The organism is Actinoplanes sp. NPDC051859 (assembly GCF_044452725.1).
GTDB lineage: Bacteria > Actinomycetota > Actinomycetes > Mycobacteriales > Micromonosporaceae > Actinoplanes.
Genome location: NZ_JBITBX010000002.1, coordinates 260,202 through 286,755, shown reverse-complemented (window position 1 = coordinate 286,755; position 26,554 = coordinate 260,202). Strand labels below are relative to the sequence as shown.

28 protein-coding genes and 1 pseudogene are annotated in these 26,554 nt (G+C 68.7%); 14 read left to right on the top strand and 15 right to left on the bottom strand.

Features of this window, described 5'->3' with window-relative positions; translation table 11 throughout:
* Positions 1-41 precede the first annotated feature (41 nt).
* From lpdA to ACIA1L_RS05240, 10 genes are all read left to right on the top strand, one after another.
* Positions 42-1,457 (top strand): dihydrolipoyl dehydrogenase, encoded by a 1,416-nt coding sequence (gene lpdA / locus ACIA1L_RS05285; RefSeq protein WP_396071259.1) that lies wholly within the window; start codon positions 42-44, stop codon positions 1,455-1,457.
* A 34-nt stretch (positions 1,458-1,491) separates the two neighbouring features.
* Positions 1,492-3,450, top strand: a complete 1,959-nt coding sequence (gene sucB, locus ACIA1L_RS05280) for a 2-oxoglutarate dehydrogenase, E2 component, dihydrolipoamide succinyltransferase (protein ID WP_396071258.1) — start codon at positions 1,492-1,494, stop codon at positions 3,448-3,450.
* Between the two features lie 108 nt (positions 3,451-3,558).
* Entirely contained in the window at positions 3,559-4,476 is a 918-nt protein-coding gene (locus ACIA1L_RS05275; protein ID WP_396071257.1) for a TIGR01777 family oxidoreductase, read from the top strand.
* A gap of 49 nt (positions 4,477-4,525) precedes the next feature.
* Complete coding sequence (locus tag ACIA1L_RS05270; protein ID WP_396071256.1) at positions 4,526-6,388, top strand: DUF2079 domain-containing protein; 1,863 nt, start codon at positions 4,526-4,528, stop codon at positions 6,386-6,388.
* Positions 6,389-6,402: 14 nt separating this feature from the next.
* Positions 6,403-7,077 carry a lipoyl(octanoyl) transferase LipB gene (lipB, locus tag ACIA1L_RS05265; RefSeq protein WP_396071255.1) on the top strand — a complete coding sequence of 225 codons (675 nt, stop codon included), beginning with the start codon at positions 6,403-6,405 and terminating at the stop codon, positions 7,075-7,077.
* The gene (locus ACIA1L_RS05260; RefSeq protein WP_396071254.1) at positions 7,074-7,238 is read left to right on the top strand and encodes a peptide ABC transporter substrate-binding protein; all 165 of its coding nucleotides are present in this window, start codon (positions 7,074-7,076) and stop codon (positions 7,236-7,238) included. The genes lipB and ACIA1L_RS05260 overlap by 4 nt, the downstream gene beginning before the upstream one ends.
* Positions 7,235-7,729 (top strand): ASCH domain-containing protein, encoded by a 495-nt coding sequence (locus ACIA1L_RS05255; RefSeq protein ID WP_396071253.1) that lies wholly within the window; start codon positions 7,235-7,237, stop codon positions 7,727-7,729. Before ACIA1L_RS05260 ends, ACIA1L_RS05255 begins: the two co-directional genes overlap by 4 nt.
* A gap of 102 nt (positions 7,730-7,831) precedes the next feature.
* Positions 7,832-8,356, top strand: coding sequence for a SigE family RNA polymerase sigma factor (locus ACIA1L_RS05250; protein WP_396071252.1), 525 nt, complete (start codon positions 7,832-7,834; stop codon positions 8,354-8,356).
* 2 nt (positions 8,357-8,358) lie between these two features.
* Positions 8,359-9,033, top strand: coding sequence for a hypothetical protein (locus ACIA1L_RS05245; RefSeq protein WP_396071251.1), 675 nt, complete (start codon positions 8,359-8,361; stop codon positions 9,031-9,033).
* Between the two features lie 43 nt (positions 9,034-9,076).
* Positions 9,077-9,418: a hypothetical protein gene (locus tag ACIA1L_RS05240; protein ID WP_396071250.1), complete on the top strand. Its 342-nt coding sequence runs from the start codon at positions 9,077-9,079 to the stop codon at positions 9,416-9,418.
* A gap of 107 nt (positions 9,419-9,525) precedes the next feature.
* Here the strand turns inward: ACIA1L_RS05240 and aspS are convergent, their stop codons facing one another.
* Positions 9,526-10,773: an aspartate--tRNA(Asn) ligase gene (gene aspS, locus ACIA1L_RS05235; protein ID WP_396071249.1), complete on the bottom strand. Its 1,248-nt coding sequence runs from the start codon at positions 10,771-10,773 to the stop codon at positions 9,526-9,528.
* A 375-nt stretch (positions 10,774-11,148) separates the two neighbouring features.
* Between aspS and lipA the strand changes: the two genes are divergently transcribed.
* Positions 11,149-12,045: a lipoyl synthase gene (lipA, locus tag ACIA1L_RS05230; RefSeq protein ID WP_396071764.1), complete on the top strand. Its 897-nt coding sequence runs from the start codon at positions 11,149-11,151 to the stop codon at positions 12,043-12,045.
* A gap of 346 nt (positions 12,046-12,391) precedes the next feature.
* On the top strand, positions 12,392-13,084 hold the full coding sequence (locus ACIA1L_RS05225) for a DUF4191 domain-containing protein (RefSeq protein ID WP_396071248.1): 693 nt from the start codon (positions 12,392-12,394) through the stop codon (positions 13,082-13,084).
* Between the two features lie 24 nt (positions 13,085-13,108).
* Here ACIA1L_RS05225 and ACIA1L_RS05220 read toward each other — a convergent pair whose 3' ends face one another.
* Positions 13,109-13,741 (bottom strand): hypothetical protein, encoded by a 633-nt coding sequence (locus tag ACIA1L_RS05220; protein ID WP_396071247.1) that lies wholly within the window; start codon positions 13,739-13,741, stop codon positions 13,109-13,111.
* Positions 13,742-13,813: 72 nt separating this feature from the next.
* Positions 13,814-14,374, bottom strand: coding sequence for a dihydrofolate reductase family protein (locus ACIA1L_RS05215; RefSeq protein ID WP_396071246.1), 561 nt, complete (start codon positions 14,372-14,374; stop codon positions 13,814-13,816).
* Between the two features lie 77 nt (positions 14,375-14,451).
* On the opposite strand from ACIA1L_RS05215, the gene ACIA1L_RS05210 reads away from it, so the two are divergent.
* Entirely contained in the window at positions 14,452-15,018 is a 567-nt protein-coding gene (locus ACIA1L_RS05210) for a TetR/AcrR family transcriptional regulator (RefSeq protein ID WP_396071245.1), read from the top strand.
* A gap of 55 nt (positions 15,019-15,073) precedes the next feature.
* Here ACIA1L_RS05210 and ACIA1L_RS05205 read toward each other — a convergent pair whose 3' ends face one another.
* From ACIA1L_RS05205 to glnA, 8 genes are all read right to left on the bottom strand, one after another.
* Positions 15,074-15,397, bottom strand: coding sequence for a hypothetical protein (locus ACIA1L_RS05205; RefSeq protein ID WP_396071244.1), 324 nt, complete (start codon positions 15,395-15,397; stop codon positions 15,074-15,076).
* Between the two features lie 19 nt (positions 15,398-15,416).
* Complete coding sequence (locus tag ACIA1L_RS05200; protein WP_396071243.1) at positions 15,417-15,701, bottom strand: hypothetical protein; 285 nt, start codon at positions 15,699-15,701, stop codon at positions 15,417-15,419.
* Between the two features lie 338 nt (positions 15,702-16,039).
* Positions 16,040-16,630, bottom strand: a complete 591-nt coding sequence (locus tag ACIA1L_RS05195; RefSeq protein ID WP_396071242.1) for a hypothetical protein — start codon at positions 16,628-16,630, stop codon at positions 16,040-16,042.
* Positions 16,623-17,387, bottom strand: a complete 765-nt coding sequence (locus ACIA1L_RS05190) for a hypothetical protein (RefSeq protein ID WP_396071241.1) — start codon at positions 17,385-17,387, stop codon at positions 16,623-16,625. The genes ACIA1L_RS05195 and ACIA1L_RS05190 overlap by 8 nt, the downstream gene beginning before the upstream one ends.
* 17 nt (positions 17,388-17,404) lie before the next feature.
* On the bottom strand, positions 17,405-17,725 hold the full coding sequence (locus tag ACIA1L_RS05185) for a PE domain-containing protein (protein ID WP_396071240.1): 321 nt from the start codon (positions 17,723-17,725) through the stop codon (positions 17,405-17,407).
* A 30-nt stretch (positions 17,726-17,755) separates the two neighbouring features.
* Positions 17,756-18,373, bottom strand: a complete 618-nt coding sequence (locus tag ACIA1L_RS05180; RefSeq protein WP_396071239.1) for a hypothetical protein — start codon at positions 18,371-18,373, stop codon at positions 17,756-17,758.
* Between the two features lie 66 nt (positions 18,374-18,439).
* The gene (locus ACIA1L_RS05175; protein ID WP_396071238.1) at positions 18,440-18,706 is read right to left on the bottom strand and encodes a transcriptional regulator; all 267 of its coding nucleotides are present in this window, start codon (positions 18,704-18,706) and stop codon (positions 18,440-18,442) included.
* 451 nt (positions 18,707-19,157) lie between these two features.
* Positions 19,158-20,582, bottom strand: coding sequence for a type I glutamate--ammonia ligase (gene glnA, locus ACIA1L_RS05170; RefSeq protein WP_396071237.1), 1,425 nt, complete (start codon positions 20,580-20,582; stop codon positions 19,158-19,160).
* Positions 20,583-20,766: 184 nt separating this feature from the next.
* On the opposite strand from glnA, the gene ACIA1L_RS05165 reads away from it, so the two are divergent.
* Positions 20,767-21,141, top strand: a complete 375-nt coding sequence (locus tag ACIA1L_RS05165; RefSeq protein ID WP_396071236.1) for an RDD family protein — start codon at positions 20,767-20,769, stop codon at positions 21,139-21,141.
* On the opposite strand, the gene ACIA1L_RS05160 is transcribed toward ACIA1L_RS05165, so the two are convergent.
* The 4 genes and pseudogenes from ACIA1L_RS05160 to ACIA1L_RS05145 form a co-directional block, all read right to left on the bottom strand.
* Positions 21,082-22,233: a glycosyltransferase 87 family protein gene (locus tag ACIA1L_RS05160; protein ID WP_396071763.1), complete on the bottom strand. Its 1,152-nt coding sequence runs from the start codon at positions 22,231-22,233 to the stop codon at positions 21,082-21,084. The two genes, ACIA1L_RS05165 and ACIA1L_RS05160, sit on opposite strands and share 60 nt — an antisense overlap.
* Before the next feature lie 11 nt (positions 22,234-22,244).
* Positions 22,245-23,741 carry a polyprenol phosphomannose-dependent alpha 1,6 mannosyltransferase MptB gene (gene mptB, locus ACIA1L_RS05155; RefSeq protein WP_396071235.1) on the bottom strand — a complete coding sequence of 499 codons (1,497 nt, stop codon included), beginning with the start codon at positions 23,739-23,741 and terminating at the stop codon, positions 22,245-22,247.
* Positions 23,738-25,189: a polyprenol phosphomannose-dependent alpha 1,6 mannosyltransferase MptB gene (gene mptB, locus ACIA1L_RS05150; protein WP_396071234.1), complete on the bottom strand. Its 1,452-nt coding sequence runs from the start codon at positions 25,187-25,189 to the stop codon at positions 23,738-23,740. The genes mptB (ACIA1L_RS05155) and mptB (ACIA1L_RS05150) overlap by 4 nt, the downstream gene beginning before the upstream one ends.
* A gap of 27 nt (positions 25,190-25,216) precedes the next feature.
* Positions 25,217-26,554 (bottom strand): annotated as a pseudogene (locus tag ACIA1L_RS05145) (hypothetical protein); the annotation flags it as partial.

The window sequence follows — 26,554 nt, the reverse complement described above, 5'->3', positions numbered from 1 at the left end:
AGATGAGCTGGAAAGCTGTGACCGTTTCCACCATGCGACCCATGTGGCAACGACGCGATCTGGGAGTAGACGTGAGCCAGCCCGGCGGAACCTTCGACATCGTGATCCTCGGCGCGGGAAGCGGCGGTTATGCCGCGGCCCTGCGTGCGGCCGAGCTGAATCTCTCGGTGGCGCTGATCGACAAGGCGGAGCTGGGCGGCACCTGCCTGCACCGCGGATGCATCCCGACCAAGGCGCTGCTGCACGCCGCGGAGCTGGCCGACCAGACCCGCGAGAGCGAGCAGTTCGGCATCAAGGCGGAGCTGGTCGGCATCGACATGGCCGGCGTCAACGCGTACAAGGACGGCGTGGTCAGCCGGCTGTACAAGGGCCTGCAGGGCCTGCTGAAGCAGGACAAGATCACGATCGTGCAGGGCGCCGGCAAGCTGGTCTCCCAGGACACGGTCGAGGTGAACGGTCAGCGTTACACCGGCCGCAACGTCATCCTGGCCACCGGCTCGTACTCGCGCAGCCTGCCCGGCCTCGAGGTCGACGGCACCCGGGTGATCGCCAGCGAGCACGCCCTGAAGCTGGACCGCGTGCCGAGCTCGGCGATCGTGCTGGGTGGCGGCGTCATCGGCTGTGAGTTCGCCAGCGTGTGGAAGTCGTTCGGTGCGGACGTGACGATCCTGGAGGCGCTGCCCCGGCTCGTCGCCGCCGAGGACGAGGAAGTGTCGAAGGCCCTCGAGCGGGCGTTCCGCAAGCGGAAGATCAACTTCAAGGTCGGCAAGCCGTTCGAGAAGGTGGAGCACACCGAGAACGGCGTCCGCGCCACGCTGGCCGGCGGCGAGACCGTCGAGGCTGAGATCCTGCTGGTCGCCGTGGGCCGGGGTCCCACGACCCAGGGCCTGGGCTACGAGGAGCAGGGCGTCACGCTGGACCGCGGCTTCGTGATCACCAACGAGCGGCTGCACACCGGTGTCGGCAACATCTACGCCGTGGGCGACATCGTCCCCGGCCTGCAGCTCGCGCACCGCGGCTTCCAGCAGGGCATCTTCGTCGCCGAGGAGATCGCTGGCATGCGTCCGGCGGTCATTGACGAGGCGGGCATCCCCCGCGTCACCTACTCCGACCCCGAGATCGCCTCGGTCGGCCTCACCGAGGCCAAGGCCAAGGAGCAGTACGGCGCCGACAAGGTCTCGACCTACAACTACAACCTCGGCGGCAACGGCAAGAGCCAGATCCTCAAGACCCAGGGCTTCGTCAAGCTCGTCCGGGTCGAGGACGGCCCGGTCGTCGGCGTGCACATGGTCGGCGCGCGGATGGGTGAGCTGGTCGGCGAGGCGCAGCTGATCTACAACTGGGAAGCGTTCCCGGCGGAGGTCGCGCAGCTCGTGCACGCCCACCCCACGCAGAACGAGGCGCTCGGCGAGGCCTTCCTGGCCCTGGCCGGCAAGCCCCTGCACGCCCACAGCTGATATCCCGTTCGAAGCGGTTAAGGAGTTCTGAGACATGCCGGTATCGGTCACCATGCCGCGGCTGGGTGAGAGCGTCACCGAGGGCACCGTCACGCGCTGGCTGAAGCAGGAGGGCGAGCGGGTCGAGGCCGACGAGCCGCTGCTCGAGGTCTCCACCGACAAGGTCGACACCGAGATCCCGTCGCCGGCCGCCGGTGTGCTGTCGCGCATCGTCGTCGGCGAGGACGAGACGGCCGACGTCGGCAGCGAGCTGGCGGTCATCTCCGGCGACGGCGAGGACGCCGGCGACTCGGCCCCGGCCCAGCCCGCGCAGCAGGAAGCCCCCCAGCAGCAGGCCCCGCAGCAGCAGGCCCCGCAGCAGCAGGCCCCGCAGGAGGCCGCCCCGCAGCAGCGGGAGCCGGAGCCCGCCGCGCCGAGCACCCCGTCGACCGAGAAGCCGGTCGAGCAGGAGGCTCCGGCGCCGCAGACCGCGCAGTCCGGCGGCGGCGAGGGCACCGCGGTGAAGATGCCCGCCCTGGGTGAGAGCGTCACCGAGGGCACGGTCACCCGCTGGCTGAAGCAGGTCGGCGAGACGGTCGAGGCCGACGAGCCGCTGCTCGAGGTCTCCACCGACAAGGTCGACACCGAGATCCCGTCGCCGGTCGCCGGCACCGTCCTGGAAATCAAGGTCCAGGAGGACGAGACCGCCGACGTCGGCGCCGACCTCGCGATCATCGGCACCCCGGGCAGCGCCCCGGCGGCGGCCCCGGCCCCGCAGCAGCAGACGCCGCAGCAGGCCGAGGCCCAGCAGGCTCCGCAGCAGCAGGCCCCGCCCGCGCCGGCTCCGCAGCAGCAGGCGCCGGCTCCGCAGCAGCAGGCCCCCGCCCCGCAGCAGGCGCCCGAGCCGGCAATCGAGTCGAAGCCGGCGCCGTCGATCGAGCCCGGCGGCTCCTACTCCAGCCCGGCCCCGCAGGCCGAGACGGCACAGAACCCGGCCGCCGCCGAGCGGGCCGCCCAGCCCGCAGCACCCAGCGCCGAGTCGGTGAACGGCAACGGTGCAGGCGACGCCGGATACGTGACCCCGCTGGTCCGCAAGCTGGCTGCCGAGAAGGGCGTCGACCTGTCGTCCCTGACCGGCACCGGCGTCGGTGGCCGGATCCGCAAGCAGGACGTCATCGAGGCGGCCGACAAGGCCAAGGCTGCCGCCGCCCCGCAGCCCGCGGCGGCGCAGTCGCAGGCTCCGCAGTCGCAGTCGGCGGCCACCCCGAAGCCGGCGGCCAGCCCGCTGCGCGGCCGCACCGAGAAGCTGACTCGCATGCGGGCCACCATCGCCCGCCGCATGGTCGAGTCGCTGCAGGTCTCGGCGCAGCTCACCACGGTGGTCGAGGTGGACGTCACCAAGATCGCCCAGCTGCGGCAGCGGGCCAAGGCCGACTTCCAGGCGCAGCACGGCGTGAAGCTCAGCTTCCTGCCGTTCTTCGCCCTGGCCGCGGTCGAGGCACTGCGGGCGCACCCGGCGGTCAACTCCTCCATCGACCAGGAGGCCGGCACCGTCACGTACCACGACGCCGAGCACCTGGGCATGGCGGTCGACACGCCCAAGGGCCTGATCGTGCCGGTCATCCGTGACGCGGGCGACCTCAACCTGGCCGGCCTGTCCCGGCGGATCGCCGACGTGGCGGACCGCACCCGCAACAACAAGATCCTGCCGGACGAGCTGTCGGGCGGCACGTTCACGCTGACCAACACGGGCAGCCGGGGCGCGCTCTTCGACACCCCGATCATCAACCAGCCGCAGGTGGGCATCCTCGGCACCGGCGCGGTCGTCAAGCGCGCGGTCGTCATCGACGACCCGAACCTCGGCGAGATCGTCGTGCCGCGCTCGATGGTCTACCTGGCACTGAGCTACGACCACCGGATCGTGGACGGCGCGGACGCCGCCCGCTTCCTGGTCACCATCAAGGAGCGCCTGGAAGCCGGCCAGTTCGAGGGAGACCTCGGCCTGCACGGCTGATCGCCGGACGACAGCACGGGGTCCGCAGGGATCCAGATCACAGGGAAGGGGCGCTTCGGCGCCCCTTCTGCTGTTTTGAGACGGTTCCCCGCCGGGAATGATGGGGACATGCGGATCGTCATGGCCGGCGCGTCGGGTTTCTTGGGCTCCACCCTCGTCGAGCGGCTCCGCCGCGGCGGGCATGACGTGGTCCGGCTGGTCCGGCGTCCCGCTGAGGCAGCCGACGAGGCCACCTGGAACCCGTCCAGCGGCCAGCTCGACCCCACTTTGCTGGTGGGCGCCGCGGCAGTCATCAACCTGGCCGGCGCCGGCGTGGGCGACAAACGCTGGACCGCCCGCTACAAGAGCCTCATCCGGAGCAGCCGGGTGGACACCACCGGCACCATCGCCCGCGCGATCCGCCAGCTTCCCGCCGAGGACCGACCCGGCGTGCTGTTGCAATCCTCCGCCGTCGGCTGGTACGGCGACACCGGCGACCGCGAGGCCACCGAGGAAGCCCCAGCCGGCACCGGCTTCCTCGCCGACGTGTGCCGAGTCTGGGAGGCCGCCGCCCGGCCCGCCGAAGATGCCGGCACCCGCGTGGTCCTGCTACGCACCGGGTTGCCGCTCGACGCGCACGGTGGATTGCTGAAGCCGCAGATGCCGATGTTCCGGCTGGGCGCCGGGGCGAAACTGGGCGGCGGCAAGCAGTGGGTGCCGTGGATCGCCCTGACGGACTGGCTGGACGCCGCGGAGTTCCTGCTGCGACGCGACGATCTCGCCGGTCCGGTCAACCTCGTCGGGCCGCACCCGGTCACCAACGCGGAGTTCACCCGTACGCTGGGAAAGGTTTTGCACCGACCGGCCTTGTTGCAGGTCCCGGGCATCGCGTTGCAGGTGGCTCTGGGCGAATTTGCCCACGAGGCGTTGCGCAGTCAGCGGGTGCTGCCCGGCGTGCTGCACCGGGAGGGATTCACCTTCACCCACCCCACGCTGGAGTCCGCGCTGCGGGCAGCGGTCGACGAGCAGGCCCCTTCCGCGGCGTGAGGCCGGGCACACAGACATCGGGCAGCGTGGTCTTGCTAACGTCCCGCTGGTGTCCGTCGTCGCCGCGCCCCCGTCCGAGTCCGCCGAGCCGCCGGCCACGTCCCCGGCCCGCCGCGGTCTGGCGGTGTGGCGTCCCCATCTGATCGTCGCGTTCGCGGCGCTGGCCCTGGCCGGCTACCTGACCTTCGGGCTGTGGCGCGACCCGTCCGGGCGCGGCCTTGCCGAGAACCTCGGTGATCAAGCGTTCTTCGAGTGGCTGCTGGGCTATGGCGTCTACACGCTCGGACACGGCGCGGACCCGTTCTACACCTGGCTGCTCAACGCGCCGTTCGGGGTGAACCTGGCCGCGAACACGTCGATCACCGTGTATACGACGACGTTCGCACCGCTGACGTTGCTGGCCGGGCCGCAGGTCAGCTTCGTGACCATCTTGACGTTGAACCTGGCCGGGTCGGCCTTCGCCTGGTACCTGTTCCTGCAGCGGTTCGTCGTCGAACGGCGGGCGGCCGCCGTCCTGGGCGGATTCTTCTGCGGCTTCGCTCCCGGCTTCGTCTCGCACGCCAACGGCCACCTGAACTGGTCGGCCGGCTGGGTCGCGCCGGTGCTGCTGTGGTGGGTGCTGCGGATGCGGGAACCCGGCCGGTGGCTGCGGCACGGGGTGATCCTCGGCGTCCTGGTCGCGGCCGCTTTCTCCATCGCCGCCGAGGGGCTGTTCTTCACCGCGCTCGCCTGCGGTGTTTTCGTGCTGGTCTGGTCGCTGGCCCCGGCTACCCGCGCCGAGGCTCGGGCCGCGGTGCCGACCATGCTCGCGGGGCTGGGTGTCACCGCAGCCGTGTCCGGGCTGCTCCTGGCGTACCCGCTGTATATGCATTTCGGCGGGCCGCGCACCTTCACGGGAACGGGCTTCGACCAGGCCTACTTCGCCGAGGACCTCAAGGCGTACATCGAGTATCCGACCCGCTCGCTCGCCGCGGCCGTGGGGTTCGGCAGCGACCTCGCCCCCAACCAGACGGAGGAGACCTCCTACTTCGGCCTTCCCCTGGTCGTGCTCGTACTCGTGGCGTTGGCGTGGTTGTGCTGGCGGGCGGCACCCGGCAGGCGTGCGACGCTGGCCGCGCTCACCACGGTCGGCGTGGTCTTCCTCGTGCTGTCCTGGGGTCCGCTGGCGAAGATCGACAAGAAGCCGACCGACGTGGAGCTGCCCTACGAAGCGCTGCGCCACCTGCCGCTGTTCGACTCGGCGTTGCCCGCCCGGCTCGCCCTCGTCGTCGTCGGCGTCATCGGCATCGTGCTGGCGTTCACCGTTGACCGGCTGCTCAGCGCACAGCGCCCGGCCCGGTCGGTACGGGCACTTTGGGCGGCCGGTTTCGCCGTCGCCCTCGTCCCCCTCTTCCCGACACCGCTGCCGACCAAAGAGCGCGCGACCGAGCCCGCGTTCATCGCCGACGGAATCTGGCGGCAGTACATCGGCGAGAACGGCATCATGACTGCGCTGCCGTTCGCCACCACCGACACCCAGGACGGGCAGCGTTGGCAGGCGTACACGATGGCCCGCGGCGGCGCCCAGTTCCGGATGCCCGGCGGCTATTTCCTCGGCCCCGGCGGTCCCAACGGCACCGGGCGGATGGGTGCGCCGGCCCGACACACCGACTGGATGTTCTTCGAGGCGGGCTACTACGGCACCGTCCCGGAAATCGACGACGGTGACCGGCGCCGGGCCCGGGCCGACTTTGCGTACTGGGGCGTCGAGCTCGTTTTTCTGCCCGACGAGATCACCGGCTCGCACACGACGCTGTACCGCCGATCGGTCGAGGCGACCGCAACGGCCCTGCTCGGCGAGCCGGAGCGGGTCGGCGGCGTGCAACTGTGGCGCATCCGCCCCGGCATCGATCCCGCCAACCGCGGAAACTAGGTCGGTCCCCGGCGATGGGCCCGACCGGCCACGCTGAACGACGGACTACGCTTGCGGTCGTGACGACATCCACGCTTCAGGTCCTGCGGCCGGGCCTGGTCGACTACCGCGAGGCCTGGGACGAGCAGCGGCGTCTGCATGAGGCCGTGGTGGCGGGCGAGCGGCCCGACACCATCCTGCTGCTCGAGCACCCCAGCGTCTTCACCGCGGGCAAGCGCACCGAGCCGATGGACCGCCCGGTCGACGGCACACCGGTCGTCGACGTGGACCGCGGCGGCAAGATCACCTGGCACGGGCCGGGTCAGCTCGTCGGCTACCCGATCGTCAAGCTCGCCGACCCGGTCGACGTCGTCGCGTACGTCCGCCGGGTGGAACAGCTGCTCATCGACGTGTGCGCCGAGTTCGGCGTGCCCACCGAGCGCGTCGAAGGCCGCAGCGGCGCCTGGGTCCGCGCTGACGACCGCGGTCCGGACCGCAAGGTCGCCGCCATCGGCATCCGCGTCGCCCGCGGCGTCACCCAGCACGGTTTCGCCCTCAACTGCGACTGCGACCTCGCCAACTACGACCGGTTCGTCCCCTGCGGCATCCGTGACGCGGGCGTCACCTCGCTCACCCAGGAACTCGGCCGCCCGGTTCCGGTCACCGAGGTCATGCCCGTGGTCGAACGACACCTGCCGACGCTGCTGTGAGCCGCTACAACAATCCGCGCGACAAGCGCGTCTTCGTGCCCAACAAAGCAGGCGGCGTCTCCCTCAACTTCGGCCACCCGATCGCCTGGACGATCCTCATCCTCATGACGATCGTCCCCGCCATCATCGTCATCGGCGTCACCATCGCGGTCCTCGTATGACATTGCCACCGGTGGACACCGCCGCAGCGGCGGAGCTCTGGACGCGGTACGCGGCGGCTCGGCCCACCGCAGCCCAGGTGAGCCCCCACTACACCGTCGAGCGGTTCGGTGACTCCGCCGCGATGGCCGACGAACTCCTGGACCACGTCGTCGCCGGCCGCAAACGGGCCACGTCCTCGCTGGTCGCCGAATACCTTGCCGAGGGTGACCCGCTGCCCTCGATCGGGGCGCACTGGATCGCCTGCGACGGCGCCGGCGTGCCCCGCCTAGTGCTGCGAACCACCGGGTTGCGGATCGGCGCCTTCCACAGCGTCGACGAGGCGTTCGCGCACGACGAAGGCGAAGACGATCGAACCCGGGACAGCTGGATCCGCGAGCATCGCCGCTTCTGGCAGCGGCGCTCGGCCGTGCTCGGCCGGGAGTGGAGCGAGGACGACGAGGTGGTCTTCGAACGGTTCGACGTGGTTTTTCCCCCGGAGCTCGCGACCTGACGCGACCCGCGCCGTGATCGACGCCTCTACGCTCCCTGAGGCTGGCGGTGATTCCTGCCGGCGGCATGCAACCTCCGGCGGTGGATGGCGGTCATGAGGGGTGTGAGACAACAAAGAGGGCCGGGCGGCAGCGAGCGTGACCGGCAGTTCCGCGATTTCGTGGCCGAGCGGCGGGGGCACCTGCTCCGCACCGCCCGGTTGCTGACCGGCGGTGACCCGCATCTAGCCGAGGACCTCGTCCAGGCAGCGCTGACCAAGCTGTACGTCTCCTGGTCGGCGTTCCTCCGGGCGGACAACCCGGAAGCCTATGTCCGGCGCGTTCTCGTCAACGCCCTGACCGACGAACGCCGACGGATCTGGCGGCGCTTCGAACGCAGCGTTCCCGATCTGCCCGATCATCCCGGTGCCGACAGCACGGCCATGGGCGATCCCGAACTCGCCGACGCGCTGCGCCAACTCCCACCGAAGATGCGCGCGGCGGTCGTGTTCCGGTTCTTCCACCAGCTGGACGTCGCCGAGACCGCCGAGGCGCTCGGTGTCACCACCGGGACGGTCAAGAGCCAGACGGCGCGAGCCCTGGACAAACTGCGCTCCATCCTGAACGCCACCCCACAAGGAGTGAACTGATCATGGATCTCCACGACCGGCTCGAGCGTCTCAGCGGACCGATCACTCCCACATCGGCCGAGGACATCGCCGCCGATCTCGGCCGGGGCCGCAGTGCCGTGCGTCGACGTCGCAACGTCCAGACCATCGCCGGTGGCGTCTTCGGTGTCGCCGCGATCGTTGCTGCCTTCGCCTTCGTGAACGGGGGTCAGGCTCCGGATTCCATACCGATCCGGACACCTCCTATCGCCGAGACCTCATCATCCGGGAAGTTGGCGCTCGTCCAATACCGGGGACCACAGCCCAAATACTTCACCGTCGACAAGGTGCCCGAGGGCTTCTTCATCCAGGTCAGCGATGAGGGCAACCTGATCATCGCCCCCAAGCCGGGGTCGGCCGCCAGCCCCACGCCACTGCCGTCCGCGGCGCCGGTGCAGCCGGACGAGATGACCAACAAGATCGGCATCTACCTGGAGTCGAAGGCGCAACGCGGTGAGCTGGAAGGCGAGAAGCTGACCGTCGGCAAGTACCAGGCCATCCTGGATCCCCCCTCCGTGAGCCGCCAGCTGCATCTGTCCGTGTCCCCCCACGCCTGGGCCACCGTCCAGGTAGCTGTCGAGCTGAGTCGCGAGCAGATCATCGAGCTGGGCGCCGGCCTGCACATCAACCAAGAGCTGATCGACCGCTACGGCAAGTGAAGAGATCGGCTTGATCAAGGAGTCGGACCGATAGGTTGGCCTCGTGGAGGGACCCGACCCCGGCTCGGTCGTTTCTTTCGTCCAGAGCGTCGCGGTGCTCGCTCTGCCGGCTGAAGCGCAGGTGGCGTGGCTGACAGCGAGCCGCTCCCCGTACGCCGACGAGCTGGCGTTGCAGTTCGACGATGGCTTTCGGCTGCTCCCCGTATTTGTCGAGCGGGGCTGGTTGCGCGACACTGCTGTGCCCGCCCTGGCCCGGCTCGACGAGCACCTAGACGCCATGAGTTGCCAGGCCCACGCCGATTTGTGGACGGTGGAGGCGCTGAATCGCGTCGAGTGGGAGCGAACAAGGTCTTTGGCACTGTCGGCGCTCATCCGCATTGCCTGAAGCGGCCGATCTCGGCCGGCGGCCGCGGGTCGAGGTCGGGGACGGCAGCGCCCGTGGCGGGTGCCACGGGCGCTGGCTGTGGCCGTACTTAATCGGTCGTTCTTGAATCAGGGAAAGACGCGGTGCAGGTCGCGCGGGAAAGCTGTTGCTTCGCGGACGTTGGCGGCGCCGGTGAGGCGGGCGGTGAAGCGTTCCAGGCCGATGGCGAAGCCGCCGTGTGGTGGCATGCCATAGCGGAGGCCATCGAGGTAGCCGGCGATCTTTTCCGGGTCCGGCGCGACCGCGAGGTAGTCGGCGTGCCGGTGCAAACGCTGGCCGCCGGTGACCAGTTCGAGGCCGCGGAAGAGCAAGTCGAAGCTGTTGCTCCAGCGCGGGTCGGTCGGCTGCGGGTGGGTGTAGAACGGACGTTTCGCCATCGGATAGCCGGTGACGAACACGAACTCGGAGCCGTGTTCGCGCTGCGCCCACTCCCCCAGGGCACGTTCGTGGGCGGGCGCCAGGTCGGGTTCGTCCGGCGGAGCGCCCGCGATACGCAATGCGTCGGCGAAGTGCACGGACGGGATCTCGGCCGGCACCTCGGGCACCTCGATGCCGGTGCGTTCGGCGACGGTTGCCGTCATCTCAGCCACGACAGTCGTCAGCACCGCCATCACGTCGCGGTGGTCGGTGATGAAGCCGAGCTCGGCGTCCAGCGACGTGTATTGGGCCAGGTGGCGGGCGGTGTCGTGCGGTTCGGCGCGGAAGACCGGGCCGGTCTCGTAGACGCGTTCGAAGACGCCGACCATCAGCTGCTTGTAGAGCTGCGGCGACTGGGCGAGATAGGCGGGCCGGCCGAAGTAGTCGAGGGTGAACACGTTCGCGCCGGACTCGGTGGCCGTGCCGACGATCTTCGGGGTGTGAATCTCGACGAACCTCTGCCGGTCCAGCGCCGTCCGGAAGCCCGCCGTCGCTGCCGCCGAAACCCGCAGGGCCAGGGCCCGGGACGGATGCCGCAAGGCCAGAGCAGCATGGTCCAGCTGGGTCGCCATGCCCGCGCTCAGCGCGGGTCGATGCACCTCAAATGGCAACGGTACGGCCGCAGCACCGCTGAGTGCGCGCACGTCAGGTTCGGTGATCTCCACGCCCGTCGCGTGTTCTTTGACCGTGCCGGTAACGGTGACGACAGTTTCCTCGGGTAACTCTTCGAGCTGGGCCCGGACGTCCGGGTCGGTGACGACGATCTGGCTGAGCCCGGCAGCGTCCCGGACGATCAGGAACGCGACCGATTTGAGCAGCCGGCGGCGGTGCACCCAGCCGGCGATCGTCACGGCCTGCCCGACGTGGGCGCTGAGTTCGGTGGAGAGCATGCGTTGCACGGTGGTGACCTCCTCTGTGCGGCAACGCGGCCCCAGGGAGATGTGGGCGAGCGGGATCCTCGCGGTGCCACCACACCTTCGCGCCCAGTCAGGCGGGCGCCTCTTTGTCATGCTGCGGCTCAGGAGTGTCTTCGCGCCCCGGCGCCGGGCCACCTTCACAGCTTCCGGTGGCTCTCTCGGACCGGCGGAGTCGGAGCGCTACTCGGTTCCGTCATTGCCGTGAGCGGCACGTTAACAGTGGGGTGAGCGGGGCGCACGGGATTATCGTGAGGGCCCTCACAGATTCGGCTACGTGAGCCTCGTCGCCCCTGCTCCGGTTGATCTAGCCTTCGGCGTAATCTCAGCAACGTGACTATTGCTCCCGAGGGCCGCCGCATGCTGCGCATCGAGGCACGCAACGCCGAGACTCCCATCGAGCGGAAGCCGCCGTGGATCAAGGTCAAGGCGAAGATGGGCCCGGAATACACGCACATGCGCGGGCTGGTGCAGAAGGAAGGCCTGCACACGGTCTGCCAGGAGGCCGGCTGCCCCAACATCTACGAATGCTGGGAAGACCGCGAGGCCACCTTCCTCATCGGCGGTGACCAGTGCACCCGCCGCTGCGACTTCTGCCAGATCGACACCGGCAAGCCGGCCGAGTTCGACGCCGACGAGCCGCGCCGGGTCGGCGAGTCCGTCGCCACCATGGGCCTGAAGTACGCCACGGTCACCGGCGTCGCCCGCGACGACCTGCCCGACGGCGGCGCCTGGCTCTATGCCGAAACGGTCCGCCAGATCCACAAACTGCAGCCCGGCTGCGGCGTCGAGCTGCTCATCCCCGACTTCAACGCCGAGCCCGACCAGCTCGCCGAGGTCTTCGGCGCGACACCCGAGGTGCTCGCCCACAACGTCGAGACCGTGCCGCGCATCTTCAAGCGCATCCGGCCGGGCTTCCGCTACGAGCGCTCGCTGGACGTCATCACTCAGGCCCGCGCGGCCGGGCTGGTCACCAAGTCCAACCTCATCCTGGGCATGGGCGAGGACCGCGCCGAGATCTCCCAGGCCCTGCGCGACCTGCACGCCGCCGGCTGCGAACTGATCACCATCACGCAGTACCTGCGCCCCACCCCGCGGCACCACCCGGTCGAGCGCTGGGTCAAGCCCGAGGAGTTCGTCGAGCTGCGCGAGGAAGCCGAGCAGATCGGCTATGCCGGTGTGATGTCCGGGCCGCTGGTCCGCTCGTCCTACCGGGCCGGCCGGCTCTACCAGCAGGCGCTGGACGCCCGCGGCTGACCGCTTTCCGGCCGGCGGCGCGCTCGCCCACCGATCGCTATCTGTCCCATGCCGTGCTCGCGTTTTGTCCCGCGACGCGCTCGCCCACAGATCGCGTTTCGTCCGGCGACGCGCTCGCCCACAGATCGCGTTTCGTCCGGCGACGCGCTCGCCCACAGATCGCGTTTCGTCCGGCGACGCGCTCCCCGCCGACCGCGTTCTGTTCCATGGCGCGGTCGCCCGCCCGGTCGCGTTTCGTCTCGCGGCCGGCTCGCCCACAGATCGCGTTTCGTCCCGCGGCGGGCCGTCCCCGCTGAGCGGGCGGCCCGCGGCAGGGCGTGCGGGGGCGGCCCTTACACTTTCGGGTATGGCAAAGCCCCAGGAGAAGGTGTCGTTCCGCGAGCGCCTGAAGCAGATCGGTCAGGTCTTCGCGTTCACGGCAAAGCAGGACAAGTGGTTCGTCCCGCTGATCGCCGCCGCGGTCCTGATCCCCCTGGCGCTCACCGTGCTGTTCGTCCTGCTGGACTTCGGCTGGGTCTGGATCCCGATCGGCATCATGGTCACCCTGCTGGCCGCCCTGATCGTGCTGAACCTGCGCTCCAACACGGCCATGATGAACGCCGCCGAGGGCCAGCCCGGCGCGGCCGCCTCGATCATGGAGAACATGCGCGGCGACTGGCGGGTCCGGCCCGCGGCCAGCTCCACCACCCAGTTCGACATGATCCACATCGTGATCGGCCGCCCCGGCGTCATCCTCCTCGGCGAGGGACAGACCCAGCGCGTCCGCACCCTGCTGGGCCAGGAGAAGCGCCGCCTCTCCAAGGTCATCGGCAACGCCCCGATGTACGACTACGTGATCGGCAGCGCGGAGGGCGAGCTCTCCATCCGCAAGCTGCGGACCACGATGATGAAGCTGCCCCGCAACCTCACGGGCAAGGACGTCAACGCGCTCGACAAGCGCCTCGGCGCCCTGATGGCCCGCCCGCAGATGCCGAAGGGCGCCATCCCGAAGAACATGCGTCCGGGCGGCAAGGGCATGCGCCAGCAGCGTCCCCGCTGATCAGGTGCTGCCGGGGTGCTGCGCTCAATCCACCTCGACCCGAAAGACCGACGAGTCATAGAGGGTGTTCGAGGGGAACAGCACGGCCGCTGGCACGGCGCCAACAGGAACGGTCCAGACTTTGACCACGCGCGCGGTGTCGCCCGGATTGAATGGTCCGTTCGGAGCCTTGTCCATCGCGAGCAAATTCGCCGATAGCGACATGTCTTCCTCATAGCTGGCGGCGAACTCACCCCGGTCCGTGTCCAGGTTGCCGAAGCTCTCGGTGCTGGTAGCAGGCGTCCGACCGGTGTTCTTCATGGTGGCATCCATTCGGCAGAATTCCTTACCTGCCGGAGGTCTCGCATCAATCCGCTCCGGCGGCACGTTGTCCGACGACCACGTGCCGCTGGTGTACTCCGGATTGTCAGCAGCGTTCTTCAACACCGTCAGACCACAACTGATGCCGGTCACGGTAACTTCCCAGTCAACGGGAGAGGTGCCGTCGCTGAAAGTCTCTTGATAAGCGAACGGCCTCCCCACCTGTTGCACAGACCTCGCTTGCACCCCCAAGCCGGCCTCTGCCGCATCCGTGGCGGACGGCGGCGGAGCCTCCGACGTCGAGGAACAGCCGGTTGCGGCGAGGAGCACGGCGCCGATCATCAGTTTCTTGAGCATGCTTGTTCAACGGACGAACGCGCAGACCGTCTCCATGAACTCAGCACGAGCGCCACCGCGGCCCCGGCCTGCTCACGCTGCCTGATAGCGGAGCACCAGCACGCCACTGTCCAGTGGGGTCACGTCGAGCAGGCAGAACTGATGCGGGTCGAATCCCCGCGCCGCCAACGGTATGCCGCCACCGGCGACAACCGGATTCAGCTTGATCACCAACTCGTCGATTGCGGGTAGCAGCTGGCCGGCGAACTCGCCGCCGCCACACAGCCAGATGTCCTTACCGGGCTCCTGCTTGAGGCTGCCCACAAACTCCACGGGGTCGCCGGTCACGATCCGCACCGCGGGATCCGGCGAGGTGGTCAGCGTCCGGGAGAAGACGATCTGCTCCAGGTGCGCGTACGGACTGGTGATCCCCGCCTGGAGCGCGGGCTCGTAGGTGCGCCGCCCCATCAGCACGGTGTCGAAAACTTGGTTCGCCTGGTCAGCACCGCGGAACGCCGTTGGCAAGGTGTCCGGGTAGTGCGCGGTCAGGTATGCCAGGACGTCGTCCTGCGCACCGAAGAAGTCCCAGGAGCCATCCGGCGCGGCAATGAAGCCGTCGATGGACTGGGCGATGAAGTACACAAGCTTTCGCATGGAGGTTCCCCTCTCAACCACTACAGGTGTCGTGGTGAATGTACAACAGCTGTAGTGGTTTCTGCTAGCGTGTATCCATGCCGAAGAACCCGGACCGCCGTCGCGCCCTCACCGACGCCGGCCTGCGGGTCCTGGCTCTCTGCGGCGCCCGGGGACTCACCCACCGAGCGGTCGACGCGGAAGCCGGCGTCCCCACCGGCACAGCATCGAACTACTTCCGCACCCGCGACGCACTCCTCGGCGCACTGGGCGAACGCATCATGGAACGCTTCGCACCCGATCCCGCCGTCCTGGACGTGCTGTCCCAGCGCACACCGAGCCGAGACCTGTTCGTCGACTACCTGCGCTACATCGTCGAACGCACCACGCGCGAACCCGAGCTGACCCGCGCCCTCATCGAACTCCGCCTCGAAGCAGCCCGCAGCCCCGGCCTCGCCACCATCCTCGGCGCCACCCTCCAACAGGGATACCGCGACGACGTCGCCTTCCACGCGACCACCGGACTGAGCGGCGGAGCCTTCGAGATCGCGCTCCTGCACTACGCCGTCGACGGTCTCCTGCTCGACCTGCTCACCACCTCGATCGGCGCAGAAGCCGACACCGACGACATCGTCGCCGCCTTCGTCGACCGCCTGGTGCGCTGATCCCGCCGCTCAAGCGGCAGGCGGGTTTGCTGTAGCGGAATCGCCGAACAGCGCGTTAACCGGCGATCTGGTTAGCCACGATCAGCGCGACAACGCCGAGCACCGTGAGCAAGGCCGACCACACGGTGAACCATCGCGACATTGTCGTGCCCGACGCCCGATAGACGCCGATACCGGCCAGGCCGCCGAACGCAAGGAGAACGAAGCCAGGCAATAGCACCGACGCCCCGGTGAAGACCACCATCAGGACAGCGATCAGGCCGAATCCCATCGACGCATCCGCGCTGCGATGCCGGATCCGGGTGATGTCCTCGTGCTCGTCCGTGACTGTCATCCTCTTCTCGAAAGCATCGAGCAATGCGATCATCGCCTGCGCCATTGTTTGGCGCTCAACAAACTCAGAGCATGTCGCGAACCCAGCTGACGCCACAGGCGAGGGCGACCAGAGCGGCGACTGTGGCGATGCGTAGCCAGGGCACGTCAGTAAGCTTCCGATCGAAGCCGATCGACAGGCTACTAGCCAGGCAGACCCCGAACATGAGACCCAGAAAGACGGTCATTGCCCGCCGCGGCAGGCTGTCGTCTGCCCAATAGGCCCAGGCGCCGAGGACGGTCGCGCCCAGCAATATGGCGGAAACAGCAGCAAGAGGCACCGCAATCCGCCAGCGCTGGAAGGTCGTCACGAGTCCGCACCGGTTTCAGCGGGATCCGCGGGAGTTCTCTCTCGCAGGCGCCGCGCCGCGCGCTCTAGATCAGATCGCTGCTCTGTGGACATCTGATCCTGTTCGTTCTGCGCCCGCCGAACAGCATCGGCTAGGCCTCGGCTATGGAACGGATGGTCGATTGCGGCGCTGAGACCCGCCGCAGGTCGATTCGGCAAGGTGATCGGCTACTTCGTACGGTTGGACGTTGAGATGTCACCAGAGACGCTGACCCCCGGTCTCGCCGGGCCGAGCGACGACGTGCCGATGCTGGCTAGTGTTATCCCCGGAGCGAGCCGAGGCTCTCGCCGGGCCGCGGTTTACAGCGAACGGTGAAGTACTCGAGTCAGGATCGTCAAGGTCGTACTGGCGGCGGCGAACCAGAGGAGGTAGTAGAGGTTCCCCGCATCCGTGAAGGGCGAATCGAGCGCCTTGATGGAGGTGAAGAGTTGAGCGGCCTCGGGCGTGGCAGCTAACTTGTTGGCACCTACATAGAGCGACGCGCATTGGGCCACCAGCAGTACTACTGCACCTATGGGCTGGACTTTCCAGAGGATGCCAAGAACCTGCCGTCCAATGTTCGAGCCTCCGCGGCGTAGGAGCAGGGTGGCTGCAGCGGCGGTCACAACTGCGAGGATCGCCAATGACCATGCTGATGTCAGAACGAGCGTTCTGGTGTGCCGCAGCAAGGATAGTTGCTGGTCGACCAGATCCGCAGCGTCGGGAGCGCACATTGGTACGGACTGGCACTCACGCCTGGCAGTATCGGCTTCGCCGGCTAGGGGCAGGAGCATCTGACGGATGTAGGCGCCCGTGGTGAGCCACGCGAAGATGACAGCGGTGGCGATGGCGAAGGCCCAACTGCCGGCGAGGTACCAGAGTCTTCGTGGGCTGCTGGTCGGGTCAGCCAACGTTGACCGCCTGCGGCCAAGTGCCGGCTGGGGGTCCTGACAGCTTCTCCACATTGTTGATCGAGGCGGTGGCGTCGCGCGCGTTCTTGAGCAGGTCGACGACTCGGTTGGCGATGTTGAACAGCTGGTTGAGGGCTTTTTCGACGAGGTCGCCGGCGGCGTCGGCGACGGCGTTGATTGCTTCGATGACGCCAAAAACGGAGGCGGCATCCACGGCTGCCTGGGTGACTGCGCCGGCGATCAGAGAGATGTATTCGCCCATCTTCACCGCGTAGTCAACGTTTGCCTTGGCGATGGTGAAGAGCCAGGTGCTGATGAAGTCGGCCTTGGTAGCCATATCGCTGGCTGCCGCCTGTTGGAAGGGCAGCTTCGCGTTGTACGCGTCGGCGGCCTGGCCTTTCCAATAGACGAGCTTGTCGCCCTTGACGGGGACTCGGCCGGCAGCGGCCGAGGCGGGCTTCTGCACCTGGTTCAGCCAGTCGAAGCTGGTGAGGATGAGTGAGACTACCGGAGTTGAGTGCTCGACCGTGTACTGGGCCTTCTCGATGATCTTCCGTAGTCCGTCCTGGGCGTCCTCGAGTTTTCCTTTGACCCACAGCAGGACAGCGCCGCCGAGCAGCCACCGTATGTCGTTGATCTCGCCGACAAGCCGATTGAAACCATCGGTGATCTGTTGTATTCCAGTGCGAACCTGCTCGATGGCGCGTTGGAACTCCGCCGTCAGTCCATCAGGGGTGATCGCGGGATCCGGCGCCATAGGTACTGCTCCTCGCCTCAGAGATTTCCGTAGATCTTCGTCAACGTCGCGGCAGACACTTCGTCGCTGCCGTCGTACTCATCGGCGGCCCGATTGAGCGCCCCGGCGATCTGATCGAACTCGGCGGCACCTTCCCTGCAGCGGTCCTGCACAAACTGCTGGTAGCCGGCATAGATCGGTGCCGCGGCGATCGAGACGCCATCCCCGCACCAGAATGCGCTCGTGTCCAAGGTCAGGTTAGTGACGTTGCCCGCGACGGTGTGCAGCTCGTCCGACAGAGCGAACCACTTCTTGGCTTCCTGACGCAGAGCGTCGGTGACGACTTCAGTTTTACTCATGACGGGGTCCCTGTTCCGCTGAGATGGCCGTCAGCCGACGGCGTGGAAGGCCGCCAGTGCGTCGGCGGCGAGCCGGTTCGGCGATTCCTGCACGGCGGCCAGGGTGTCGATCTGCACCTGCAAGATCGAGAACCCGCTGAAGATCAGGCGGACCAGGCCCGCGGGACCTGCCACCACCTGATCCGTGACCTGTCCCTGCGCCAGCCGGCGAGAGGAATCCAACGTGTCATCGGTGCGGTCAAGCCGTCGCCGCACGTTCTCGAACCAGGCGCGATCGTCAGGCTCGTCAGGCTCTTCGGCAGGCTGCGGTACTCGCACGGCCGCCCGATACACCGTAGATGCCGGATCGATCCCGGCGGCAGCGTCGACTAGAGCCGCGCGATACGCGGTCAACACCGCATCCTGTAAGCCGGTGGGTGTCAGCTCGTCGCGCCACCAAGCGCTGATCAGTACATCGGTCACCCGTCCGCGGTGATCCATACGTACGACCACAGATCGGGTCGGATCGCGACCTTCCACCTCGCGGGCTGCGGCTGTGCCCGAGGCGGTGTGATCAGCGGCGGCCGCTCGTAGCTCCTCATCACTACCGAGGACCTCGAGCGATACCAGCTCAGGACTGCTCATCATCACCTCCGCACGCAGGCGCACTACCGCTTGGCATAGTAACTACCCTTGGCGCACATCCGCCGTCCCGTGACAGCAGGTGACAGCGGCTCAGGCCGGCGTGCGGCGTCGCATGACCGCACACGCGTGGTTGCTATTGGTGAACTCTGCGACGTTGACCAGGTCCCAGCCGTACGGAAGCAACATTTCGGCCCCGGCCAGAACAGCGCTCAGGTTGTCCATCCCCGTCGCCCTTTGCGATACCACCCCAAGCAGTTGGAAGGGGTAGCCGTTCAAATCGGCTTGCCCCTCGAACAAAGCCTGAGCTGTTACCAGCCGGGCACCTGCGATCATCTCTGCTGTCTCCGGTCTGACCATGAGGCCACCCTAGAGAATGTCCCGCCGTTGCTGTATGTGACCTGCGCACACCGCCTGACTGATCCGGGCCAAGTCAGATGAACAGCCGGGAATCCATTAGTCACGGCCCCAGGTTCCGCCTGCCTACTTCGACCAACCTGATGGCTTGGTGTACGCCGCCATACCGAGCCTCAGCAGATCCGGTCGATCGGATGTCCAATCTGCTAACTCGTTCCTGGACAGACCGCCTCGGGACAGTAGGCCAATAGCAGCGAGGCTTCTAGCTCGCCTGCATGCCCTCGTGGCTGTCCGTCTCCATGCTGGCGTCAAGGCGCGCTTGACGCCGATCGTCACCTCGGGGGGAAGACGCTCGGGAAGCCGGAAACGGCGGCCACACCGGCTGGGAGCCGGGCATGGCCGCAGACGGAAGCGGCGGCCCCGCTGAGCCGGGCCGCCGTTCTGCTGGTGCCGATCAGACGTTGTAGTACATCTCGAACTCGTGCGGGGTCGGGCGGAGGCGGACCGGGTCGATCTCGTTGGTGCGCTTCCAGTCGATCCAGGTGGAGATGAGGTCGTCGGTGAAGACGCCGCCGGCGGTGAGGAACTCGTGGTCGTTTTCGAGGCTGTTGAGGACGGCGTCCAGCGAGCCCGGCACCTGCTTGACGCTGCCCCATTCCTCCGGCGGGAGGTCGTAGAGGTCCTTGTCGATCGGGGCCGGGGGCTCGATCTTGTTCTTGATGCCGTCGAGGCCGGCCATCATCTGCGCCGAGAAGGACAGGTACGGGTTGCCGGACGGGTCCGGCACCCGGAATTCGACGCGCTTGGCCTTGGGGTTGCTGCCGGTGACCGGGATGCGGGTGCAGGCGGAGCGGTTGCGCTGCGAGTAGACGAGGTTGACCGGGGCTTCGTAGCCGGGCACCAGGCGCCGGTACGAGTTGACGGTCGGGTTGGTGAAGGCGAGCAGCGACGGCGCGTGCTGGAGGAGGCCGCCGATGTACCAGCGGGCCATGTCGGACAGGCCGGCGTAACCGGTCTCGTCGTAGAACAGGGGTTCGCCGCCGAGCCAGAGGCTCTGGTGGGTGTGCATGCCGGAGCCGTTGTCGCCGAAGAGCGGCTTGGGCATGAAGGTGGCGGTTTTGCCGTGCTCCCAGGCGGTGTTCTTGATGATGTACTTGAACATCTGCATCTGGTCGCCGGCGTGCAGCAGGGTCGAGAACTTGTAGTTGATCTCGGCTTGGCCGGCGGTGCCGACTTCGTGGTGTGAGCGTTCGACGGTGAAGCCGGCGTCGAGGAGGCGGCGGCACATGGCGTCGCGCAGGTCGGAGTAGTGGTCGACGGGGGCCACCGGGAAGTAGCCACCCTTGTACGCGGTCTTGTAGCCGCGGTTGCCGCCCTCTTCTTCGCGGCCGGAGTTCCAGGCGCCTTCGATCGAGTCGATGTGGTAGTACGCCTCGTGGGCCGAGGTGGAGTGGCGGATCGAGTCGAAGATGTAGAACTCGGCTTCGGCACCGAAGTACGCGGTGTCGGCGATGCCGCTGGATGCCAGGTAGGTTTCGGCCTTCTTCGCCACGTTGCGCGGGTCACGCGAGTAGGGCTCGCGGGTGAACGGGTCGTGGATGAAGAAGTTCAGCGCCAGGGTCTTCTGGATGCGGAACGGGTCGATGAAGGCGGTCGTCACGTCCGGCAGCAGCATCATGTCGGATTCGTGGATGGCCTGGAACCCGCGGATGGAGGACCCGTCGAAGGCGAGACCGTCGGTGATGACGCTGTCGTCGAACGACTCGGTCGGCATGTTGAAGTGCTGCATCACGCCGGGGAGGTCACAGAACCGGACGTCGACGAACTTGACGTCCTCGTCCTTGAGGTATCGCAGGAGTTCCTCGGGATTGGCGAACACACGTCCTCCTGGCACAGATTTTTCGAACCGGGGCGGCCCAGGCCGCCACGTGACTAAGCTGGTCGGAACGTTATGGGCCGGGGGTTGCCCGGGCGTATCCCTATTGTTTCTGCCATGTTACGGAGCCGGTTGACCTGGTTTCGGCATATCGCGATAGCGGAGGGTAGCCGACTACCCTGGCCCCGTGAACGAGACAGGTGCACCCGCAGACTTCGGCCGGCGCTTCGCGGCACTGCTTCTCGACTGGGGGTTGTGCCTGCTGGTGGCGAGCTTCTACGCCAACCCGTTCGTGGTGGCGTGGCCGGCTGTGCTCGTACTCATCGTCTTGAACACGGTGTTGATCGGTCTGTTCGGACAGACTGTGGGCATGGCGCTGATGCGGGTGCACTGCGTTTCGGTCACCGACGGCGGTGCGATCGGGCTGGGCCGGGCGGTGGTGCGGGCTCTGCTGCTGGCGTTGGCGGTGCCGGCGGTTCTTCAGGACGGTGACCGGCGCGGCCTACACGACCGGGCGGCTGGCTCGATCGTGCTCCAGCGGTCCCCGCAACCCGCCAGCTGAGCTGGCGGGCGCGGTGGTGGGCAGCCAGATCAGCAGCGCGATGCCGAGCAGCACATAGAGGTTCGCGCCGATGACGGCCAGCGGCGGTTTCGGCCCGCCCTCGTAGAGAAACGTCACCCGCGTGCAGACCAGGACATAGGAGCCAACACCCAACCAGAAGATCTTCTTATGGGTACGCGCGACCTCGACGCACCGCACCAGCGCGGGCAGCAGCCACACCCAGTGGTGCACCCAGGTGACCGGGCTCATCAGGCAGCCGAGGATGCCGGTGAGGGCGAGGCCGCCGAGCGGATCGGCGGAGCGGACCCGCCAGGCCCACAGGCCGATGGCGGCCAGCACGAGCACCACCCACAGCTGGGACTCGACGGCGTCGACGGGGAGCCGGGCCAGGAAGCCGCGCAGCGACTGGTTGGAGACGTATTCGAGGTTGCCGACGCGGTTGGTGTCCCACAGCGCCGCGGTCCAGAACTCTCGGGACTCGTTCGGCCAGAATGCGGCGGCGGTCAGCGTCGCGGTGGCGGCGGTCGCGACGGCGGTGCCCGCCGCCCGCCAGCGCCGGGTGACCAGCAGGTAGATGAGGAAGATGCCCGGGGTCAGCTTGACCGCCGTGGCAAGGCCGATGCCGATGCCGCCCCAGCGCTTGTCGCGCCCGTAGAGGACGTCGGCGGCGACGACGGCGAGGAGCAGCGTGTTGACCTGGCCGAAGCCGAACGTTTCGCGGACCGGCTCGAAGAACAGGGCGAGGCAGGACCCGAGGGCGAGCGCGTACCAGGGGGTCCAGCCGCGGCGGGCGATCAGCGGGCCGAGGAACCACCCCATGACCAGGACCGTCGTGACCACGGTGGCGAGCGAGGCGAGTGCGATGACCAGCCACAGCGGCAGGACGGCCATCGGGCTCATCACCAGCGCGGCGAACGGTGGGTAGGTGAACCCGTACGGGGTGTTGTCGCGGAGGTAGTCGTAGATCATGCCGCCGTCACGCAGCCAGTAGCGCACCGCGCCGGCGTAGACGCCGGAGTCGAAGTAGAAGTGGTGGATCGCCGTCCAGACGAGGGACGCGACGGCGGCCGCACCCGCGGCGGCGAGGATCATGATCCGACGATTCACGCGGTTACCTTACGAGTACGGCGCATGCGCACAGCGAGTGTCGCGAGCACTACCAGGACGGCCGTCACGGCCACCGCGCCGGGGATCTTGGTGAACAGTGCCCAGTTGTAGCCGGCCGGGAGGGTGAGCGTGCCGGCGAAGGCACACAGGCCCAGCAGCAGGCGGCTCTCTGGTCGAGTCGCGGCGAGCACGGCCAGGGGCCACACCGCGTACCAGGGGTGGAAGACGGGGGCACACAGGACGGTCGCGGCCAGGGCCAGGCCGGCGCAGGCGAGCGCCTCGCCCGATCGGGCTCGCCACCACAGCCACACCAGGACCACGGCGAGGACCAGGATGCCGAGGAGGCGGGTCACCGGCACAGCCGCCACGGGTACGCCCACCAGCCGAGCGCCGAGCTCGACGACGAGACCGACCGCGGTCGAGGGCGACGTCCACGCCACCGTGTCACCGCTGCGCAGCAGGCCACCGACCCAGCCGACCCCGCGCCCGGAGAGCAGGGAGACCACCGCGACCGCACCCAGCGCACCCGCGCCGATCCAGGCGGCCGGCCGGACCAGGGCGCGCAGCGGGCTACTCGGCGGCACGGCAGCGAGCACCGCAAACGGCAACACCACGATCGCTGTGGCCTTCACCGCGACCGCCAGGCCGAGCAGCGCACCGGCGGCGACCAGCAAAAACACAGTCGTGCGCGAGGAAGCAGCCAGAGCCGACCCGCGCGCAGAAGCAGCCAAAGCCGACCCGCGCGCAGAAGCAGCCAAAGCCGACCCGCGCGAGGAAGCGCCCAGAGCCGGCGTCCGCGCGGTTGCCAGCAGCGCGAGACCCGCGACGAGCAGCCCGACCATCAACGCGTCGTTGTGGGCGCCGGACACCAGGTGGATGAGGATCAGTGGGCAGCCGAGGACGGTGAAGACCACCCGACCCGCGTCCCGTCCGGAATGCCGGGCCAGGACAGGCAGCCCTGCCGCCAGCACCGCGAGACCGAGCAGGGCGATGACCCGCAGCCCGGCGATCACGCCGGGCAGCGTGTCGCTCAGGCCGACGACCCCGCCGGCCAACAGCAGAAACAGCGGACCGTACGGGGCCGGCGAGGTCCGCCACGTGGTCGACACCGAGTCCAGCCACGGGCAGCCGAAGGCCTGAACGCCACCACCGTACGGATCGCCACCGGCTTGCTGGACGAAGCCCTGACACGCGTACGAATAAATGTCCTCGCTGCCCAGCGGAAGCATGGGCAGCACCGGGACCAGCCACAACCCGGCGGTGACCAGCGCCCACCGGGTCGAGGGAATGTGCCGGCGGCCGAACCACCAGGCGCACGACAGCGCGGTGAGGCCGACAATCCAGCAGAGCGGGAGGAGCACGCCCTGTTTCCCGGCGAGGAGCGTGCCCGGGGTGACCGTCGTCCCGCGGGCGAAGGGCGAGCCGCCGAGGTACGCGGCCACCGCGATCAGCAGACTCCCGCCCAGCCCACCCCAGCGGATCAGGGCTTTCAAGCGGTGACCTCCGCGGGTGCGAGTTCCGCGCCGCGCAGCCAGGACAGGCTGCGCCGGGCGACCCAGCCGACCAGCACCACCATGGCGAACGACAGCGGCACCAGCAGCGGCCGGAACGTGCCGGTGCCCTCGGGCAGGATCGTGGCCATTCCGAAGACGATGGTGCCGACCAGCCAACGGGCCCGGGCCTCGCTCACCGCGAACAGCACGAGCGGCCACAGCAGGTACCAGGGCTGGGTGATCGGCGCGAAGAAGATCACCGCGAGCAGGGCGAGTGCCGCTCCGGCCAGCGGATCCCGATCCCGCGACCGCCAGAGAATCACCAGCAGCGAAACCCCGAGCAGCACGAGCGCCACCAACCGGACTCCCGGCACCACGTGCAGGTCAGCGCCGAACCAGCGGCCGACCGCCTCGACGGTCAGGCCGACAGCGGTCGGCGGCGACGACCAGTTCACCGACTCGTTGGCGCCGGACAGTGCGGTCAGCCAGCCGAGCCCCAGCCCCGACGCGAACGACGCCACCAGCAGCACGCCCAGCGCCGCGCCTAGCACCACTCCCCCGGCGCGCAGGAGTCCGGGCCAGCCCGCGCGGCGCAGCCCGCCGACCGCGAACAGCGCCGCGAACGGCAACACCACCCCGATCGTGATCTTGATCGACACGGCCAGGCCCAGCAACGCTCCGCCGGCGGCGAGCACGGTCCAGCTCTTTCTCGGGTACGCCAGAACGAGAAAACCCGCGGCCAGAAACGCCACGGTCAGCGCGTCGTTGTGCCCGCCCCCGATCAAGTGGATCGGCACCAGCGGGCAGCACAGCACCAGCCACAACGCCCGGTCCTGCGGCACCCCGATCCGGCGGGCCAACGCCGGCAGGCAAGCCGCCAACACCAGCACCCCGACCACGGCGAACAGCCGAAACCCGGCCATCGCCACGACCTGCGACCCGAACGCCGCCGCCAGGCCTGCCAACACCAGAAACACCGGCCCGTACGGCGTGGGCGTGTCCCGCCACACCGTCGACACGGTGTCCAACCACGGGCACGGCTGCGCCGACACCCCGACCAGGTACGGGTTGAGCCCCGCGTTCACCAGGGCACCCTGGCACGAGTTGGCGTACAGGTCCCGGCTCGCCAGCGGCGGCACGATCAGCAGCGGCAGCGACCACAACCCGGCGGTGACCATGATCCAGCGCGGGGTCAGCACGCCCTGTCCGAGCAGCCTGCGGCCGTACCACCAGGCGGTGCACAGGGCGGCGAGGCCCCCGAACCAAAGCAGCAGGATCACGGGACCGCCGGGTTCGCGGAAGATGCTGACGACGGTCACGTTGCGCCGGATGAACGGCGCCGCGCCGTACCAGAAGGCGTCGATCGCGCAGCACACCGCGCCGAATAGACCCAGGTAGCGCAGGAAAGCGGGCCGGGCGAGCAGAGCACCCGCACCTGACCATGGCATGCGCGCCAGCGTACCGGTGCGCGGCGATCAGCAGACCGGACCCGGCCGCAGGTCGCTGGTCAGCCGAAACTCGCCGGCCGTCCGCGCCCGGATCATGGTCCAGCCGTCCGGTGCGGGCGCCAGGCAGACAGCTCCGTCCCGTACGCCGAGCCAGCGTGACCACCGCACCCGCACCAGCACGTCGCCCGCGGCAGCCACCCGAAGTGTCACCCCGCCCCGATCGCTGCGCACCAGCTCACCGGGTGCGGCAACGAGCGGCTCCGGGTTCGCCACCGCGAACAGCTGCCAGGTCGCGTCCTGCCACACCGGGCGCAGCTCGGGCAGACCACCACGGACCAGCGTCGCCTCGGTACGGGCGTACCGGTCCGGCACCGAGCCGGGGGCGAACGCGACGTACGACACCGCGTTCTCCCGCAGCCAGGCCGTGTAGTCGGCGGGGGCAAGCTCGTCGCGGTAGAACAGAGCGTTGCGGTCGGTGTCGACCTGACGTTCCCAGCCGCGGGCCAGCGGCACGACGTTCGCCACGTACGCGGCTTCCCAGTGGTCGCGCAGCGGCACCACCTCGACCCGGCCGGGCGCGCGCCGCCGCAGTTCCTCGACGAGCGGCCGATAGAACGCCGGCCCGGATTCCGCCGAGCCCGCCCGCCCGAGGTCGGGGGTCACCACGAACGGCTGCCACCAGAAGACCGCCGCCAGCAGCAAAGCCAGCGGCGCCCGGCCGACCTTGGCGTACGCGGCCACGACCGGGATCGTGAACAGCATCGGCAGCCGCAGGGCGTTGGAGCCGATCGGGCTCGCCAGGGCGAACGCGCCGACGAGCAGCACGACGGTCAGCCCGGCCCCGAACCGGATCGCCGCGTACCGGGCGGGTACGACCACCATCACGAGGACGGCCAGGGCGACGTGGATGCGCATCGACTCGGCAGTGAACGGCTGCCGCCCCCCGTTGCCGAACAGCAGCGCCATCGGCGCGAGCGCCAGCACCGGCCCCACACACAGCGCCAGCGCCTCCCGCCAGCTCGTGCCGCGCAGGCGAACAAACAGGTCAACCGCACGCCGCGGCACACCGGTGCCCGACGCCGCCGCGGCCAGTAGCACTGCCGCACCCGCCAGGCCGGCGAACAGTCCTGCTACCGGGCTCGCCCAGGTCGCCAGCGCCCCTAGAACAACGACCGCTACGGTCCGGGACCAAGCCCTTACCAGCCGAATCTCTTCCGGCCGGCCCTGACCTGGCTGGGCCTGACCGGGCTGAGCCTGACCGGGCTGAGCCTGACCGGGCTGAGCCTGACCGGGCTGAGCCTGACCGGGCTGAGCCTGACCGGGCTGAGCCTGACCGGGCTGAGCCTGACCGGGCTGAGCCTGACC

Bases quoted from the DNA above. Each gene is read 5' to 3' on its own strand.
- lpdA (WP_396071259.1), top strand. From the start codon at position 42: ATGTGGCAACGACGCGATCTGGGAGTAGACGTGAGCCAGCCCGGCGGA.
- sucB (WP_396071258.1), top strand. From the start codon at position 1,492: ATGCCGGTATCGGTCACCATGCCGCGGCTGGGTGAGAGCGTCACCGAG.
- ACIA1L_RS05275 (WP_396071257.1), top strand. From the start codon at position 3,559: ATGCGGATCGTCATGGCCGGCGCGTCGGGTTTCTTGGGCTCCACCCTC.
- lipB (WP_396071255.1), top strand. From the start codon at position 6,403: ATGGGCCCGACCGGCCACGCTGAACGACGGACTACGCTTGCGGTCGTG.
- ACIA1L_RS05255 (WP_396071253.1), top strand. From the start codon at position 7,235: ATGACATTGCCACCGGTGGACACCGCCGCAGCGGCGGAGCTCTGGACG.
- ACIA1L_RS05245 (WP_396071251.1), top strand. From the start codon at position 8,359: ATGGATCTCCACGACCGGCTCGAGCGTCTCAGCGGACCGATCACTCCC.
- lipA (WP_396071764.1), top strand. From the start codon at position 11,149: ATGCTGCGCATCGAGGCACGCAACGCCGAGACTCCCATCGAGCGGAAG.
- ACIA1L_RS05225 (WP_396071248.1), top strand. From the start codon at position 12,392: ATGGCAAAGCCCCAGGAGAAGGTGTCGTTCCGCGAGCGCCTGAAGCAG.
- ACIA1L_RS05220 (WP_396071247.1), bottom strand. From the start codon at position 13,741: ATGCTCAAGAAACTGATGATCGGCGCCGTGCTCCTCGCCGCAACCGGC.
- ACIA1L_RS05215 (WP_396071246.1), bottom strand. From the start codon at position 14,374: ATGCGAAAGCTTGTGTACTTCATCGCCCAGTCCATCGACGGCTTCATT.
- ACIA1L_RS05210 (WP_396071245.1), top strand. From the start codon at position 14,452: ATGCCGAAGAACCCGGACCGCCGTCGCGCCCTCACCGACGCCGGCCTG.
- ACIA1L_RS05205 (WP_396071244.1), bottom strand. From the start codon at position 15,397: ATGGCGCAGGCGATGATCGCATTGCTCGATGCTTTCGAGAAGAGGATG.
- ACIA1L_RS05190 (WP_396071241.1), bottom strand. From the start codon at position 17,387: ATGGCGCCGGATCCCGCGATCACCCCTGATGGACTGACGGCGGAGTTC.
- ACIA1L_RS05185 (WP_396071240.1), bottom strand. From the start codon at position 17,725: ATGAGTAAAACTGAAGTCGTCACCGACGCTCTGCGTCAGGAAGCCAAG.
- ACIA1L_RS05175 (WP_396071238.1), bottom strand. From the start codon at position 18,706: ATGGTCAGACCGGAGACAGCAGAGATGATCGCAGGTGCCCGGCTGGTA.
- ACIA1L_RS05160 (WP_396071763.1), bottom strand. From the start codon at position 22,233: ATGATCCTCGCCGCCGCGGGTGCGGCCGCCGTCGCGTCCCTCGTCTGG.
- mptB (WP_396071234.1), bottom strand. From the start codon at position 25,189: ATGCCATGGTCAGGTGCGGGTGCTCTGCTCGCCCGGCCCGCTTTCCTG.